This window comes from Sphingobium sp. (genome assembly GCA_023266575.1).
Classification (GTDB): Bacteria; Pseudomonadota; Alphaproteobacteria; order Sphingomonadales; family Sphingomonadaceae; genus Sphingobium.
This window is the reverse complement of the sequence record JAHFPV010000002.1, coordinates 37,182-51,350: the sequence shown is the minus strand read 5'-3', so window position 1 is coordinate 51,350 and position 14,169 is coordinate 37,182. Positions and strand designations below refer to the sequence as shown.

Annotated in this window: 17 protein-coding genes and 1 tRNA gene; 8 read left to right on the top strand and 10 right to left on the bottom strand. The window is 65.4% G+C overall.

Annotated features, from left to right (window positions below):
* Position 1: 1 nt before the first annotated feature.
* The 5 genes from Q0D44_RS02685 to modB all read left to right on the top strand — a co-directional run bounded on the left by Q0D44_RS02685 (position 2) and on the right by modB (position 4,412).
* Positions 2 to 1,402, top strand: a complete 1,401-nt coding sequence (locus Q0D44_RS02685) for an efflux transporter outer membrane subunit (RefSeq protein WP_294131986.1) — start codon at positions 2 to 4, stop codon at positions 1,400 to 1,402.
* An 81-nt stretch (positions 1,403 to 1,483) separates the two neighbouring features.
* The gene (locus Q0D44_RS02680) at positions 1,484 to 1,984 is read left to right on the top strand and encodes a methylated-DNA--[protein]-cysteine S-methyltransferase (RefSeq protein ID WP_294131983.1); all 501 of its coding nucleotides are present in this window, start codon (positions 1,484 to 1,486) and stop codon (positions 1,982 to 1,984) included.
* A 135-nt stretch (positions 1,985 to 2,119) separates the two neighbouring features.
* A complete protein-coding gene (locus Q0D44_RS02675) occupies positions 2,120 to 2,899 on the top strand; it encodes an SDR family oxidoreductase (RefSeq protein WP_294131931.1) in 780 nt (259 codons plus the stop codon).
* Between the two features lie 90 nt (positions 2,900 to 2,989).
* Entirely contained in the window at positions 2,990 to 3,673 is a 684-nt protein-coding gene (locus Q0D44_RS02670; protein ID WP_294131929.1) for an ATP-binding cassette domain-containing protein, read from the top strand.
* A gap of 37 nt (positions 3,674 to 3,710) precedes the next feature.
* Entirely contained in the window at positions 3,711 to 4,412 is a 702-nt protein-coding gene (gene modB, locus Q0D44_RS02665; RefSeq protein ID WP_294133156.1) for a molybdate ABC transporter permease subunit, read from the top strand.
* A 40-nt stretch (positions 4,413 to 4,452) separates the two neighbouring features.
* Here the strand turns inward: modB and Q0D44_RS02660 are convergent.
* The 6 genes from Q0D44_RS02660 to Q0D44_RS02635 form a co-directional block, all read right to left on the bottom strand.
* Positions 4,453 to 4,529, bottom strand: a tRNA-Arg gene (locus tag Q0D44_RS02660).
* 87 nt (positions 4,530 to 4,616) lie between these two features.
* Positions 4,617 to 4,994 (bottom strand): hypothetical protein, encoded by a 378-nt coding sequence (locus Q0D44_RS02655; protein ID WP_294131926.1) that lies wholly within the window; start codon positions 4,992 to 4,994, stop codon positions 4,617 to 4,619.
* Positions 4,995 to 5,094: 100 nt separating this feature from the next.
* A complete protein-coding gene (gene nth / locus Q0D44_RS02650; RefSeq protein WP_294131922.1) occupies positions 5,095 to 5,736 on the bottom strand; it encodes an endonuclease III in 642 nt (213 codons plus the stop codon).
* A 5-nt stretch (positions 5,737 to 5,741) separates the two neighbouring features.
* Positions 5,742 to 6,506, bottom strand: a complete 765-nt coding sequence (gene dapB, locus Q0D44_RS02645) for a 4-hydroxy-tetrahydrodipicolinate reductase (RefSeq protein ID WP_294131920.1) — start codon at positions 6,504 to 6,506, stop codon at positions 5,742 to 5,744.
* Between the two features lie 65 nt (positions 6,507 to 6,571).
* The gene (locus tag Q0D44_RS02640; RefSeq protein ID WP_294131917.1) at positions 6,572 to 7,294 is read right to left on the bottom strand and encodes a DUF2807 domain-containing protein; all 723 of its coding nucleotides are present in this window, start codon (positions 7,292 to 7,294) and stop codon (positions 6,572 to 6,574) included.
* On the bottom strand, positions 7,246 to 8,007 hold the full coding sequence (locus Q0D44_RS02635; protein ID WP_294131915.1) for a head GIN domain-containing protein: 762 nt from the start codon (positions 8,005 to 8,007) through the stop codon (positions 7,246 to 7,248). Before Q0D44_RS02635 ends, Q0D44_RS02640 begins: the two co-directional genes overlap by 49 nt.
* 108 nt (positions 8,008 to 8,115) lie before the next feature.
* Between Q0D44_RS02635 and Q0D44_RS02630 the strand changes: the two genes are divergently transcribed.
* The gene (locus Q0D44_RS02630; protein ID WP_294133154.1) at positions 8,116 to 9,717 is read left to right on the top strand and encodes a M28 family metallopeptidase; all 1,602 of its coding nucleotides are present in this window, start codon (positions 8,116 to 8,118) and stop codon (positions 9,715 to 9,717) included.
* Positions 9,718 to 9,723: 6 nt separating this feature from the next.
* Here Q0D44_RS02630 and Q0D44_RS02625 read toward each other — a convergent pair whose 3' ends face one another.
* Positions 9,724 to 10,110 (bottom strand): VOC family protein, encoded by a 387-nt coding sequence (locus Q0D44_RS02625; protein ID WP_294131912.1) that lies wholly within the window; start codon positions 10,108 to 10,110, stop codon positions 9,724 to 9,726.
* A gap of 144 nt (positions 10,111 to 10,254) precedes the next feature.
* On the opposite strand from Q0D44_RS02625, the gene hemB reads away from it, so the two are divergent.
* The gene (gene hemB, locus Q0D44_RS02620) at positions 10,255 to 11,250 is read left to right on the top strand and encodes a porphobilinogen synthase (RefSeq protein WP_294131909.1); all 996 of its coding nucleotides are present in this window, start codon (positions 10,255 to 10,257) and stop codon (positions 11,248 to 11,250) included.
* Between the two features lies 1 nt (position 11,251).
* Positions 11,252 to 11,821: a gamma carbonic anhydrase family protein gene (locus Q0D44_RS02615; RefSeq protein ID WP_294131902.1), complete on the top strand. Its 570-nt coding sequence runs from the start codon at positions 11,252 to 11,254 to the stop codon at positions 11,819 to 11,821.
* Positions 11,822 to 11,928: 107 nt separating this feature from the next.
* Here Q0D44_RS02615 and Q0D44_RS02610 read toward each other — a convergent pair whose 3' ends face one another.
* From Q0D44_RS02610 to glk, 3 genes are all read right to left on the bottom strand, one after another.
* A complete protein-coding gene (locus tag Q0D44_RS02610) occupies positions 11,929 to 12,441 on the bottom strand; it encodes a hypothetical protein (RefSeq protein ID WP_294131900.1) in 513 nt (170 codons plus the stop codon).
* Between the two features lie 65 nt (positions 12,442 to 12,506).
* Entirely contained in the window at positions 12,507 to 13,130 is a 624-nt protein-coding gene (gene eda / locus Q0D44_RS02605) for a bifunctional 4-hydroxy-2-oxoglutarate aldolase/2-dehydro-3-deoxy-phosphogluconate aldolase (RefSeq protein WP_119745286.1), read from the bottom strand.
* Between the two features lie 2 nt (positions 13,131 to 13,132).
* Positions 13,133 to 14,107, bottom strand: coding sequence for a glucokinase (gene glk, locus Q0D44_RS02600; protein WP_294131890.1), 975 nt, complete (start codon positions 14,105 to 14,107; stop codon positions 13,133 to 13,135).
* Positions 14,108 to 14,169: the final 62 nt, after the last annotated feature.

Sequence of the window (14,169 nt, the reverse complement as noted above, 5' to 3'; positions counted from 1 at the left end):
GATGCGTAATATCAAGGCGCTGGGCGCCATCACCCTGTCGCTGACGCTGGCCGCCTGCGACATGGCCCCCAAATATGTGCGGCCCGTATTGCCGGTGCCAGCGACCAGTCCGCAGGGACCGGCCTATGGCGCGGCGGACGGGGCGGCGATCGTTCCGGCCGACACGGCATGGCGCGATTTCTTTACCGACGCCCGGCTGGCGCGGGTGATCGAAACGGCGCTCGCCAATAATCGCGACCTGCGTGTCGCGCTGGCCAATGTCGAGCAGGCGCGGGCGCAATATAAGGTGCAGCGGGCCGACCTGTTGCCGAGGGTGGCGGCAGGCGGTAGCGCAACCTATCAGGATACGCCTTTCTCGCAGGTCGGATCGGGCCGGACGGATCTGTATCAGGCGCAGGTCGGGATATCGGCCTGGGAAATCGACCTGTTCGGGCGGGTCCGCAACCTGAGCAAGGCGGCGCAGGAGCAATATTTCGCCAGCGTCGAAACGCGCAACGCGGCGCAGACCGCGCTGATTGCGGAGGTGGCCAATGCCTGGCTGACCATGGCGGCGGATCAGGAACGCTTGCGCATCGCCCGCGATCTGGAAAGCGCGTTCGGCAAGACGCTGGAGCTGAACCGTGCGCGCTTTGCCAAGGGGATCGCGTCCGAACTGGAAGTGCGGCAGGCGCAGACGAGCTATGATGCAGCGCGATCGACCATTGCCGAGACGCTGACTTTGGTGGCGCAGGACCAGAATGCGCTCAACCTGCTGGCGGGTACGACGGTTGCGGCGAGCGACCTGCCCGACGCTTTGCCACCTGCCGGAGCGACGATCGACAATCTGCCCGCTGGCATAACGTCGGACATATTGTTGCGGCGGCCCGATATTGCGGCGGCGGAGCATCAGCTGCGCAGCGCCAACGCCAATATCGGCGCGGCGCGGGCGGCGTTCTTCCCCAATATCTCGCTGACCGCCGCGTTCGGATCGCTGAGCCTTGGCCTCTCCAACCTGTTCGGGTCGGGCAGCCAATTCTGGTCGGTCGCGCCGTCGGCATCGCTGCCGATCTTCGACTTCGGCAAGAATAAGGGCAATCTGGCCTATGCCAAGGCGACCTATGACGCGATGCTGGCGACCTATGAAAAGAGCGTCCAGACCGGTTTCCGCGAAGTAGCCGATGCGCTGGCGCGGCGCGGGACGATGAGCCAGCAATTGGAGGCGCAGACGTCGCAGCGCGATGCGGCGCGGGTCGCCTATACGCTGTCGGACGCCCGTTTTCGCGCCGGGGTCGATCCCTTCCTGACGACGCTGGATTCGCAGCGGGCGCTGTCCACGGCGGAGCAAAGCCTGCTGGCGACGCGGCTGACCCGTGCGACCAATATGGTCGAACTGTATCGGGCGATGGGTGGCGGGCTGAAATAAGACGGCTTTGATCGCAAGGGGCGGGAGGCGTGCCGTCCCGTCCCTTGCTACATATGGCAGGACCGATAGAGAGACTGTTCGATGCCCCTTGCCACGACCCTGTTTCCCTCGCCCGTCGGCATATTGACGCTGGTAGCCAGCGACGCCGGGCTGGTGGCTGTCCTGTGGGAGGAGGATGATCCCGCGCGGGTCAAGCTGCCAGCAACGCAGGATGACGCGGATCATCCGGTGCTGCGCCAGACCGCCGCGCAACTGGCGGATTATTTCGCTGGAGCGCGCCGGCAGTTCGACCTGCCGCTCGATTTCCGGGGGACGGCGTTCCAGCAACGGGTCTGGGCCGCGCTGCTGGCGATCCCGTTCGGGGAAACGCGCAGCTATGGCGCGATTGCCTGCGCGATCGGCCAGTCGACCGCTTCGCGCGCCGTAGGGGCCGCCAATGGCCGCAATCCGATCTCGATCATTGCGCCCTGCCACCGGGTGGTGGGCAGCAACGGCGCGCTGACCGGTTTTGCAGGCGGACTGGCGGCCAAGACATGGCTGATCGATCATGAGCGGCAAGTGAAGGGGGATGCCCGGCCATAGGCGGTTGCGCCGATCGGGCGACCGGCCTAGGCTGGATGACGTAAGGAGTCATCGAAATGAAGCAGCGTAACCGCTGAAGCGGCACGACAATAGTTGCGGAGGTATCCGCCCTTCTGGCTCTGTTTCGAGATCATCATGCACAAATTGAATAAGAAGATTTGCGTCGTCACCGGCGCTGCGCGCGGCATTGGCCATGCGATTGCGGCGCGTTTCCATGACGAGGGCGCGACCGTCATTCTGACCGATATTGACGAGTCGGCGGGCGCAGCGGCGGCGGCGGAAATCGGATGCCGCTTCATCGCGCTCGACGTGCGGGAGGAAGCGGACTGGGCGCGTCTTGCTGACGCTGTCCCGACGATCGACGTCATGGTCAATAATGCGGGCGTGACCGGGTTCGAGCATGGCCGGGTCGCCCATGATCCAGAACATACGACGCTGGCAGACTGGCAGGCTGTCCACCGGATCAACCTGGACGGCACATTTCTGGGGTGCCGCTATGCAATCGGCGCGATGAAGGCGCGCGGCACCGGATCTATCATCAACATGTCGTCGCGATCGGGGCTGGTGGGCATTCCGCTGGCCGCCGCCTATGCCTCGTCCAAGGCGGCGATCCGCAACCATAGCAAGTCGGTGGCGCTCTATTGCGCGCAGCAGGGCTGGCGCATCCGCTGCAACTCGATCCATCCCGCCGCGATCCTGACGCCGATGTGGGAAACCATGATCGGCGATGGCCCGGATCGGGACGCCAGGATGGCCGCGATGGTGGCCGACACGCCGCTCAAGCGGTTCGGCACGCCCGATGAGGTCGCGACGATTGCGGTGATGCTGGCGTCGGACGAAGCGACCTATATGACCGGGACGGAGGTCAATATCGACGGTGGCCTGCTGGCCGGTTCCGCGGCGGCACCCGGCTGATCGGGACGCCATGTTGACGTCTTGATGGATTGTCCTGCGCCATCGTTGCGCGCTTGCATCGCTGGACAGGATCGGGGCACAAGGGCGGCAATGTCCCTTTCCCAACCCGCTGTGACAGCCCGTCCCGATCCATCGCCGCCTTCGACCGCGTCGACATTTCGCATCGACATCTGGCGCAGCCTTGGTGATCGGCGAATCGTGTGCCGGGTCGATGCCGGGCCGGGGGTGACGGCGCTGTCCGGCCCGTCGGGGGTGGGCAAGACGACGATACTCAACATGGTCGCCGGACTGTTGCGGCCCGATGGCGGGCATATTCATGTGCAGGACGTGCCACTGTTCGACGGCGCGCTGGGCATCGATGTGGCACCCGAACATCGGCGTCTGGGCTATATCTTTCAGGATGCCCGGCTTTTCCCGCACCTGCGGGTACGCGGCAACCTGCTCTACGGTATCCGCCACTTGCCCGATGCGGCGGATGCGCTGGAGGAAATGGCCCGCTTCCTTGGCATTGCATCGCTGCTCGATCGCTGGCCATCGACCCTGTCCATGGGGGAGGCGCAGCGGGTGGCGATTGGCCGGGCCTTGCTGACGCGCCCGTCCTGCCTGTTGATGGATGAGCCGCTGGCGTCGATCGACCGCGCACGGCGCGCTGACATATTGCAGCTGGTCGAACGGTTGCGGGACGAAGTGGGCGTGCCGATCCTGTATGTCACCCATGATCTGGCGGAGGCGGAACGCCTGTCCGCCCATATCGTCCAGATGGATTTCGAATGATGGCTGCCAGTCAGGCCATGGACAGGAAGATGCCGTGATGCTTGACCTGCCGCCCGATTACTGGCCGATTATCGCCCTGTCGCTCAAGGTCAGCGCGGTTGCGGTCGGGGCGATGCTGCCGATTGCGTTCGCGCTGGCCTGGATATTGGTGCGATGGCAGTTTCCCGGCAGGATGTTGCTCGACGCGCTGGTATATCTGCCGCTGGTGGTGCCGCCGGTCGTCACCGGCTGGCTGCTGTTGCTGCTGTTCGGCGCGAATGGTCCGGTCGGGCGCTGGCTGGCGGACTGGTTTGGCATCACCCTGCTGTTCCGTTGGACCGGCGCAGCCCTTGCCGCCGGGATCATGGCCATGCCGCTGATGGTGCGGGCGATCCGCCTCTCGATCGAGTCGGTGGACAGACGACTGGAAGGCGCGGCACGGACACTGGGCGCGGGGCCGCTGCGGGTGTTCCTGACCATTTCCCTTCCCCTGTCCCTGCCCGGTGTGCTGGCGGGCGTGATATTGGGCTTTGCCCGGTCGATCGGCGAATTTGGCGCGACCATCACCTTTGTGTCCGACATTCCCGGCGAAACCCGCACGCTGCCGATCGCCATCTATGCGGCGCTGCAAGCCCCCGGCGCGGAAGCCGTGGTCACCCGCCTTGCCATCGCGTCGATCCTGTTGTCGCTGACCGCGCTGCTATTGTCCGAAATGCTGGCCCGGCGCATGGGGGCAGGGGTCAGAAGCTATCGGGCATGAGACGCCCGTGTTCAGGGAAAGCGGTTTGATTGCGAGGTTATGGTGCACCCAAGTGGATTCGAACCACTGGCCTTTGCCTTCGGAGGGCAACGCTCTATCCAGCTGAGCTATGGGTGCGTGACGCTGGCCGGTAAGCCGTGTCAGACAGGCCGCTTAGCAAAGGCCGTTCGTCCGCGCCAGCGGCAAAATCGCCGCCGGGCCATCTTATTTCGGCGCTTTCTGCATCGGCTGGAATTTGCCCAGGCCGCAGCTGGCACCCGGTTGCAGGCCGGGGCCATTGTTCCACAGCACGGTGATGATATCGACCGAGCAGAGCTGCGATAGGCTGGTGCGGTAGGAAAAGCGCTTCTCAAATCCCAGGCTGGGGCAGCTGTTGGGAAGGGTGTTGCGGTAGATTTTATTGCCGTTCATGATGAAGTCGATGGTGCGGTCATCGCGCACATTGGTTGAGCGGATCGACGTCAGCGGGACGCAGTCGAGCGCCTTGCCGCCGGTCGGCACATAGGGGTCGGGCGCGGTCTTGGCGATGGCGGGGGTGACGGCGCAGGCCAGCGCGAGACCCAAAGCGAGACGGACGGACATGCTTTCTCTCCTTCGATTGCGTTTGAACGAATCGACGTCGCAGGACGATGAAACCCGTCTCTAGCCGAGCGGGTCTGAACCGGGGAAGAACGGTGCGATTTTAGGCGGGCGGCGGGGTCTTGGGCTTGAAGCGGCACAGGTCGGCGACCGGGCAGCGCCAGCATTCGGGTTTGCGCGCCTTGCAGATGTAGCGACCGTGCAGGATCAGCCAGTGATGAGCGTCGCGGCGGAAGGGCTGGGGGACGCGCTTGTCGAGTTTTGTTTCCACAGCCAGCACCGTCTTGCCGGGGGCCAGCCCGGTGCGGTTGCCCACGCGGAAGATGTGGGTGTCGACCGCGAACGTCTCCTGCCCGAAGGCGGTGTTGACGACGACATTGGCGGTCTTGCGCCCGACGCCGGGCAGGGTGGTCAGCGTGTCGCGATCCTGCGGCACTTCCCCGCCGAAATCGCGCACCAATATGTCCGACAGGGCGATGACATTCTTCGCCTTGGTATTGAACAGGCCGATGGTGCGGATATGGGTTTTGAGGCCTTCCTCGCCAAGGTCCAACATCTGCTGGGGCGTCGTCACGTCCATGAACAGGGCGCGGGTCGCCTTGTTGACGCCGACGTCCGTGGCTTGGGCCGAGAGCGTGACCGCGACCAGCAGCTGATAGGGATTGCCATAGGCCAGCTCCGTCACCGGCGCGGGATTCGCTTCGGTCAGGCGGCTGAAAAAGTCGAAGATCTGGGCCTTGTTCATGGGCGTCAGAGACCCAGCACGCCCTTCATGTCGTAACGCCCGACGCTCTGGCCGATCAGCCATTGCGCGCCTTTGACCGCGCCGCGCGCGAAGATGGCGCGGTTTTCGGCGCGGTGGCCGATTTCGATCCGTTCGCCTTCAGCCGCGAAGATGACCTGATGGTCGCCCGCGACTGATCCGCCACGTAGGCTCGCAAAGCCGATCGCGCCCTGCGCTCGTGCGCCGGTGATGCCGTCGCGGCCGCGTTCGCTATGGTCGGCGAGCGTGATGCCGCGTCCACGCGCGGCGGCCTCGCCCAGCAGCAGGGCGGTGCCGGAAGGGGCATCGACCTTGTGCCGGTGGTGCATCTCGACAATCTCGATATCCCAGTCGTCGCCAAGGCCCGCTGCGGCCTGTTCCACCAGTGCGGCGAGCAGGTTGACGCCGAGCGAGGTGTTGCCGGTCTGGAGGATGGGGATCATCGCGGCGGCTTCGTCGACCAGGGCGTGATGGACGGCTTCAAGGCCGGTGGTGCCGATCAGGATCGGCTTGTTGGCGGCAATGCAGACATCGAGATGGACAGAGAGGGCGCCGGGGACGGAGAAGTCGATCAGCACGTCGCTGCGCTGCGCCAGTTCCAGCGGATCGGTGGTGATGGCGATGCCCGGTGCGATCTCGCCGATGCCGTCGCGGTCGGTGCCGCCCGCTATGCCAAGGCCTGCGTCCGCCGCGACCTGCGCGATGGCGCGGCCCATCCGGCCTGCGGCCCCGAAAATCCCGATAGTCGTCATGATCGCCCCGTTCGCACTATGTCGGATTGGCCGATGCCAGAGCGGCGGGGCTTTGTCATTATCGTTCAATAGCTTTCGCCGCCGCAGGCGATGCGCCCGGTGCCGCGATTGTCGACCGAGCAGGCGGCCTTGCCGTTGACGGTGACGTCGCCGGAGCCGGTGGCGGTGATCCTGGCCGTGACATCGGCGGTCAGGGCGATGCTGCCCGGCCCGTCATTGGCAAGGGTCGCCTGTCGCGCGCGCAGGGCGTCGCCCGCGACCGCGCCCGGACCGGACACGCGGATATTGGCGATGCCGGTTCGCCCGGTCAGGGTCGCGCGGCCACCGCCCGCCAGCGACAGATCGAGCTGGTCGAGGTCGATCGCCGCCACACTCACATCGCCATTGCCGCCCAGCACGATATCCCCGCTCAGCCCCTTCATCCGGCTGACCGCGACCGATCCGCCGCCGGTCAGGACGATGCGGGAAAGATCGCCGGTGGAGAGGCGCAGGGTCGCCGTGCCGCCGCTTTTCTCGCCGGGCCGCGGTCGGATCATGGTGATGGTCAGCAGGCGACCGGAGACATTGACGTTCAGCCGGTCGAGCAGCGCCTGATGCCCCTCCGCGCGGGCCGATGCGCCTGCGCCGGTGGTGACGATCACGCTGACCGGTGCGTCGAGCCGGATCGCGTCGAAGCTGGTGATGGTATAGCCGCGCGTTGCCGCCGGTGCGGGCGTCGCGATCAGGAGTGCCGCGCCGATCAGGGCGCGCAGCGCGCCTCGCCCGGTCCTGTGCCACTGGTCGTACATTGCGCCTTGCCCTTCACCGTCACGTCGCCCGGCCCCATGATGCTGATAGCGACCGCGCCGTCCGACGCAAAGGCAATGTCACCCACACCCAGGATCGACACGTCGGCCTTGCCCAGTTTGAGGCCGTCCGCGTCGATATCGCCCGCGCCGGTGATGGCGAGTTTGCCTTCATCAGCTGTGCCGGAAATCTTGACCGACCCTGCGCCGGTGATGTCGGTTTTCAGGCTGCGCAATTTGACCGCGCCAATGTCGAAATCGCCAGCGCCGGTGAGCGAGAGGTCGAGCGTGTCGCCCTCCGCCCGGTCGAGCGTGAAATCGCCCGCGCCGGTCAAGGCAGCGGCGCGGATGGCGGGCATGGTGACGCGGATGGTCGCGCCCTCATTATCGTCCTTGCGGCCCCAACTCCAGTTGCCGTTCGACTTGCGGCCGATGACCAGCCGGTCGCCCTTGACCATGATGTCGAGCTGTTCGATCGCCTTGGGATCACCCTCTGCCTTGACGGAATAGCTGTCGCCGATCGTCACGGCGACATCGTCCGGGCCGGTGGCGTCGATCGCGGTGAAATTTTTGAGCGTCGACCAGTCCTGCGTCGCGCTGGTATTGGATGCGCGCGCGCTATCATCGGCGTGGCGCGAGCAGGCAGTGGTCGAGAGGGCGAGTCCGGCGACGAGCAGGGCGGACAAAGTCGGGGAATGGGGCATCATCATCTCCATACTGTATTGTCATGTTAATACACGTTCGGGGTGGTGGTTCCAAGCCCCCTTGTTCGTCGGACAGGATCGGGCAAGATAGAGATGAGTTTAGAGCGGAGTAGCATGAGCATGCGCGGCCTTTCCTTCGGCATATCCCTGATCGCGTTGATGGTCGGCAGCACCGCGCTGGCCGAGGCGGAAGGGGAGGCTGAGGGGGACAGGGGCGCGCGCTGGTGGGCGCATGTCGAGGCGCTGGCGAGCGACGCGATGCAGGGGCGCGGCACCGGGACGCCCGGCTATGACAAGGCGGCGGCCTATGTGATCGGCCAGTTTCAGGCGATGGGGCTGAAACCGGCGGGAACGCAGGGCTATCGCCAGCCGGTCGCCTTTGTCGAGCAGCGGATCGTGTCGGACAAGTCCAGCGCGGCGCTGACGGGTCCGCAGGGGGTGGTGCCGTTGGCAGTGCCGGGCGACCTGATCTTTGGCGGCGGGGGCGGGCCGGTGCCTGAAAGCATCGACGCGCCCCTGGTGTTTGCGGGCTATGGCCTGCATCTGCCCGAAGCGGGGCATGATGATTTTGCCGGGCTGGACCTGAAGGGCAAGATCGTCGTCGTGCTGTCCGGTGGTCCGGCGAGCCTGTCGGGCGCGCTCAAATCCCATGCGCGGTCGGAACGGTCGCACTGGCTGGCGGAGCAGGGCGCGCTGGGGCTGATTACTTTGGTGACGCCCAAGCAGGTGGAGATTCCCTGGGACCGGCGGATCGCCCTGTCGGGCGCGCCCGCGCTTTATTATAGCGATGTCAGTTTGCGGGATACGCAGACGCCGTTTCTGGGGGCGCAGATGGACCCGGCCAAGTCGGATCTGCTGTTTGCCGGGTCTGGGCAGGATTTCGGCGCGATTGCGGCGGCGGCGGATGCGTCTGCGCCGGTCGCATCCTTTCCGTTAGCAGTGCGACTGAAGGCGCAGGTGAGTGCGACGCGGGCCGAATTGTCATCGCCCAATCTGGTGGCTGTGCTGCCCGGCAGCGATCCCAAGCTGCGGCATGACTATGTCGTGCTGTCGGCGCATCTGGACGGCTATGGCGTCGGCACGCCGATCAAGGGGGACGCCATTTATAATGGCGCGTTCGACAATGCGTCGGGGGTCGCCAGCCTGTTGGAGATTGGTCGCGCGCTCAAAGCCAGCAAGGTGAAGCCCAAACGGTCGATCCTGTTCGCCATCGTTACGGCGGAGGAGAAGGGGTTGCTGGGCGCCCGCTATTTTGCGCGCCGCCCGACCGTGCCGCAGAAAAGCATCGTCGCCGACCTGAATTTCGACATGGCGCTGCCGATCTTCCCGCTGACCAGCGTGACCCCGATCGGCTATGATCAAAGCTCGCTGGGCAAGGATGCCGAGGCGGTGAGCGCGGCGATGAACCTGCCCATCACCCCCGATCCCTTCCCCGACCGCAACGTGTTCATCCGGTCGGACCAATATGCCTTCATCCGCGAAGGCATACCGGCGCTGTTCTTCAAATATGGATTCAAGGCCGGGACGCCCGAAGCGGCCACCGAAAAGGCGTGGCGGGCGAATATCTACCATTCGCCCTTCGACGATCTGAACCAGCCGGTGATGCCCGCAGAGAGCGCGAAGCTCAACGACTATGTGACGGCGGTGACGCTGAGGGTGGCCAATGGCGCGGCGCGGCCAAGCTGGAATGGGGACAGTTTCTTTCGGCGGTTTGCGAAGTAGCGGAGGTCAGGGCGTCGGCTGCTCATAAAGTTCGAGCGGCAGCCCGTCAGGGTCGGTGAAGAAAGTGAAGCGCTGGCCGGTATATTCATCGATCCGGATCGGTTCGCACGCGACCCCGGCGGCGTCGAGCCGCGCTACCTCCGCATCGATATTGGCGATGGTGAAGGCAAGGTGTCGCAGGCCGCAGGCTTCCGGGCGGCTTATGCGGGCAGGCGGGTTGGGGAAGGAAAATAGTTCGATCTGGGTATTGCCCGCGTCCAGATCGCACTTCCACGACTGGCGTTCGGCGCGCCAGACTTCGCGGATCACCGGCAACTGCAATATGTCGCGGTAAAAGGCGCGAGAGCGGGCATAGTCGGAACAGATGATGGCTATGTGATGGACGGTGCGCATGGGCGGCTTCTAGGATATCGGCAGGATCGTGGGAATGGGGGACCGGATTGGATAGTCCCTATTCTTTCCGCGCTGAGGAGCGGGACGTCCCCTGTTTGATCACTCTTGCTTGATCCCCCGCTCGACCGCGCCTAGACCCGCGCCATGAGCCAATCTTCCTATCCGGCGCTGCGGATGCGGCGCGTGCGGGCTTCGGCGTGGAGCCGGGCGATGTTTGCGGAAAATCGCCTGTCACCCAGCGATTTCATCTGGCCCTTGTTCGTGACCGAGGGGGATCATGTCGAGGAGCCGATCGCGGCGCTGCCCGGCGTGTCGCGATGGTCGGTGGATGGCATCGTCGCGCGGGCGCGGGATGCGCGGGATGCCGGGATTCCCTGTCTGGCGCTGTTTCCCAATACGCAGGCCGAGCGGCGCAGCGATGATGGGGCGGAGGCGCTCAATCCCGACAATCTGATGTGCCGGGCGATCCGGGCGATCAAGGATGCGGTGCCGGATATCGGCGTGCTGACTGATGTGGCGCTGGACCCCTATACGGCGCACGGGCAGGACGGGCTGCTGGACGACACCGGCTATGTTCTCAACGATGCGACCGTCGATGTGCTGATCGGCCAGTCGCTCAACCAGGCGGCGGCGGGGGCGGACATCATTGCGCCCAGCGACATGATGGACGGGCGGGTCGGCGCGATCCGCGCGGCGCTGGAGGCGGACGGCCATGCCAATGTCCAGATCATGTCCTATGCCGCAAAATATGCGAGCGCCTTTTACGGGCCGTTCCGCGATGCGGTGGGATCGCGCGGGTTGTTGAAGGGCGACAAGAAAAATTACCAGATGGACCCGGCCAACGGGCAAGAAGCATTGCGCGAGGTGGCGTTGGACCTGGCCGAGGGCGCGGACAGCGTGATGGTGAAGCCGGGGCTGCCCTATCTCGACATCATCCGCCGGGTTAAGGAGCAGTTTGCGGTGCCGGTGTTCGCCTATCAGGTGTCGGGCGAATATGCGATGATCGAACATGCCGCTGCCGCTGGCGCGGGGGACCGCGACGCGCTGGTGCTGGAGACGCTGATGGCGTTCAAGCGGGCGGGTTGTTCGGGCGTGCTGACCTACCATGCGCTGCACGCGGCGCGGCTGCTGGGGGCGTGAGATGAGTGACTATCCGGGCGTCAGCCTCATTCCGTTCAAGGGCAAGGCGCCGGTTATCCACCCCAGCGCCTTCATCGCGCCGGGATGCCGGATCATCGGCGATGTCGAGATCGGCGAGGATGCGAGCATCTGGTATAATTGCGTCATCCGCGCGGACGTGAACCAGATACGGATCGGCGCGCGCAGCAATGTGCAGGATGGCACGGTGATCCATTGCGACAGCCCCGGCGACGGGATCGACCGGCCGCTGGAAGGGTGGCCGACGATCATCGGGGATGATGTGCTGATCGGCCATATGGCGATGGTGCATGGTTGCACGCTGGAGGACCGGGCCTTTGTGGGGCTGGGCGCGATCGTCATGGATGGCTGCGTGATCGAGAGTGACGGGATGCTGGCGGCGGGTGCCTTGCTCTCGCCGGGTAAGCGACTGCCGGGGCGGCAGCTTTGGGCGGGGCGACCGGCCAAATATATGCGCGACCTGTCCGATGAGATGGTGAAGAAGGTGAGGGGTGGCGCGGCGCGTTATGTCGATTATGCGCGGGCGCATAAGGCGGCAGTGGACGCGGTTTAGGGCGCGATAACTTTACCGTTACCCGTTCGTTTCGAGCGAAGTCGAGAAACCTCCGCGCGACGTTTCTCGACTTCGCTCGAAACGAACGGAGTGGGGTTTATTCCGCCCTAAGGCTGGGCCAGCTGGCCCTTGAGCGCGTCGATGCGGTCATTCTGGTTGTCGACGATGGCGAGGGCGGCGGTGCGGGCGGTGTCGAGGGCGTCGAGGCCGCCATTTTCCTTGCCATCGGCGATGGCGCTGGTGCGATCGACATAGAGGGTGTCGAGGCTGGCGAGGGCGGAGACGCTGTCGTTGCGGGCGGTTTCCAGCGCGCTGATGGCGACCTGCGCGGCGACCCAGGCGTCGCTGGATACCGACGATCCCGACGCGGCGCGGGCGGCTTTTTCAGCCGCGGCGTAGGCAGCGTCGAAGCCGGTGCGGCCGGTTTCCGACTGGGCGGTGAAGCGGCTGATCTGCGCGGCCAGTTTGGCGTCTGCGGCGACAGGGGCCGGGGGCGGGGTAGCTTCGGCGACCGGGGCGCTCTCGATCGGGCGCTTGGCGAGCGAGGGATAGCTCAGCTGCGCGCCGGTGCAGCCGGACAGGAGCAGGGCGAGATAGGGGAGCAGCCGACGGGTCATCATGGCGTTCCATCTAGGGCGCGATGTGGCGGGGCGCAATGGCCCCGCCCTACGTCATCCGCCCACTTTTATCCGCGCGGGAGGGCGGCGGCGGCGCGGGCCAGTTCTTCGATCTTTGCGCCATCGACCGGTCCCTTTGGTACGACCCAGCTGCCGCCGACGCATTTGATGAAGGGTTGGGCCAGCCATTCCGGGGCGCTTTTGAGCGTGATGCCGCCGGTGGGGCAGAAGCGGGCGGTGTGGAGCGGTGCGGCGAGGGCTTTGAGCGCTGGCAGGCCGCCCGATGTTTCGGCGGGGAAGAATTTGAAATGGGTCAGGCCCATGTCCATGCCGCGCATGATGTCGCCCGCCGTGGCGGTGCCGGGCAGGAAGGGGATTTTGGCGGCGATCGCGGCCTTGCCCAGCGGCTTGGTGAGGCCGGGGCTGACGATGAAGCGCGCACCTGCCTCCATCGCGGCGTCGAGCTGTTCGGGGTTTAGGACGGTGCCTGCGCCGACGACCGCTCCTTCGACCTGGCTCATTTCCCGGATCACATCAAGCGCGGCGGGGGTGCGCAGCGTGACTTCGAGCGCGGGCAGGCCACCGGCGACAAGGGCGCGGGCGATGGTGAGGGCGTCCTCGACCCGGTCGACCACCAGCACCGGGATTACCGGGGCGAGGCCCATCACTTTTTCGACGGTCAATTTGCTCATGTTCATTGCTCCCTAAAGGCGGCGGCGGCCCCGAACAGGCCGATTTCATCATGGATGGCCATACGGATCGGGACGGAGGCCATCAGGCTTTCGAACCGGCCCTTGGCCTTGAAACGGGTGTGGAAGCCGCTGTGCGGCAGGAAGTCGCGCATCCGCTGGGTCAGGCCACCGGCCAGCACCACGGCATGGGGACCATGGGCGAGCGCGAGGTCGCCCGCGACCGATCCGTAACAGAGGCAGAAGCGTTCGAGCGCGGCGCGGGCGAAGGGATCGCTATCCTCCAGCGCCGCCTGCCACAATTCGGGGTCCTCCATCAGCATGACGCGATCATGGCCGATGGTCGCCATCGCCTTGTAGATATAGTTGAGGCCGGGGCCGGACACGATCCGCTCGGTCGAGACGCGGAGGAATTTGTCGCGCAGATAGGCGAGGATTTTTTCCTCTAGGCTGTCGAGCGGGGCGAAGTCGAGATGGCCGCCTTCGGTCGCGATGACATGGGGATGGCCATTGTCATAGGCGATCATCGCGACGCCAAGGCCGGTGCCGGGGCCAAGGATGGTGACGCCGCCATCGCGGGGGAAGGGGCGGTCCTCGCCGAAGAGCAAAGGGAGATTTTCTTGCGGAAGGCGCGAGACGGCGTGGGCAACCGCCTCGAAATCATTGACCAGCTTGACGGTGCGGACGCCCAGATCGTCGGCCAGCGTATCGGCACGGACGACCCAGCTGGAGTTGGTCAGCTTGATGACTTCGCGACCGATGGCGGTGGCGAAAGCGATCGAGACGGCGTCGGGCAGGTCGCCTTCGCCACCTTTGGCTTCGTCTTCGGCAAAGGCGGCCCAGCAGGCTTGCAGGCTGGGATAGTCGGCGACCTTATATTTGCGCACGGTGCCGAGCGTCGGCACGCCGCGATCGTCGAGCGAGGCGCGCGCGAAGCGGGCGTTGGTGCCGCCAATGTCGGCGGCGATGATGTTGGTCATGGTCAGGCGCCTCAAAACATATTCTTATTGTCGTCTCCGCCAACGGTTGAAACCGCAAGGTC

What these genes read in the sequence shown, in the direction of transcription:
- Q0D44_RS02685 (WP_294131986.1), top strand. Translation starts at nt 2, where the DNA reads ATGCGTAATATCAAGGCGCTGGGCGCCATCACCCTGTCGCTGACGCTG.
- Q0D44_RS02680 (WP_294131983.1), top strand. Translation starts at nt 1,484, where the DNA reads ATGCCCCTTGCCACGACCCTGTTTCCCTCGCCCGTCGGCATATTGACG.
- Q0D44_RS02675 (WP_294131931.1), top strand. Translation starts at nt 2,120, where the DNA reads ATGCACAAATTGAATAAGAAGATTTGCGTCGTCACCGGCGCTGCGCGC.
- Q0D44_RS02670 (WP_294131929.1), top strand. Translation starts at nt 2,990, where the DNA reads ATGTCCCTTTCCCAACCCGCTGTGACAGCCCGTCCCGATCCATCGCCG.
- modB (WP_294133156.1), top strand. Translation starts at nt 3,711, where the DNA reads ATGCTTGACCTGCCGCCCGATTACTGGCCGATTATCGCCCTGTCGCTC.
- Q0D44_RS02655 (WP_294131926.1), bottom strand. Translation starts at nt 4,994, where the DNA reads ATGTCCGTCCGTCTCGCTTTGGGTCTCGCGCTGGCCTGCGCCGTCACC.
- nth (WP_294131922.1), bottom strand. Translation starts at nt 5,736, where the DNA reads ATGAACAAGGCCCAGATCTTCGACTTTTTCAGCCGCCTGACCGAAGCG.
- dapB (WP_294131920.1), bottom strand. Translation starts at nt 6,506, where the DNA reads ATGACGACTATCGGGATTTTCGGGGCCGCAGGCCGGATGGGCCGCGCC.
- Q0D44_RS02640 (WP_294131917.1), bottom strand. Translation starts at nt 7,294, where the DNA reads ATGTACGACCAGTGGCACAGGACCGGGCGAGGCGCGCTGCGCGCCCTG.
- Q0D44_RS02635 (WP_294131915.1), bottom strand. Translation starts at nt 8,007, where the DNA reads ATGGAGATGATGATGCCCCATTCCCCGACTTTGTCCGCCCTGCTCGTC.
- Q0D44_RS02630 (WP_294133154.1), top strand. Translation starts at nt 8,116, where the DNA reads ATGCGCGGCCTTTCCTTCGGCATATCCCTGATCGCGTTGATGGTCGGC.
- Q0D44_RS02625 (WP_294131912.1), bottom strand. Translation starts at nt 10,110, where the DNA reads ATGCGCACCGTCCATCACATAGCCATCATCTGTTCCGACTATGCCCGC.
- hemB (WP_294131909.1), top strand. Translation starts at nt 10,255, where the DNA reads ATGAGCCAATCTTCCTATCCGGCGCTGCGGATGCGGCGCGTGCGGGCT.
- Q0D44_RS02615 (WP_294131902.1), top strand. Translation starts at nt 11,252, where the DNA reads ATGAGTGACTATCCGGGCGTCAGCCTCATTCCGTTCAAGGGCAAGGCG.
- Q0D44_RS02610 (WP_294131900.1), bottom strand. Translation starts at nt 12,441, where the DNA reads ATGATGACCCGTCGGCTGCTCCCCTATCTCGCCCTGCTCCTGTCCGGC.
- eda (WP_119745286.1), bottom strand. Translation starts at nt 13,130, where the DNA reads ATGAGCAAATTGACCGTCGAAAAAGTGATGGGCCTCGCCCCGGTAATC.
- glk (WP_294131890.1), bottom strand. Translation starts at nt 14,107, where the DNA reads ATGACCAACATCATCGCCGCCGACATTGGCGGCACCAACGCCCGCTTC.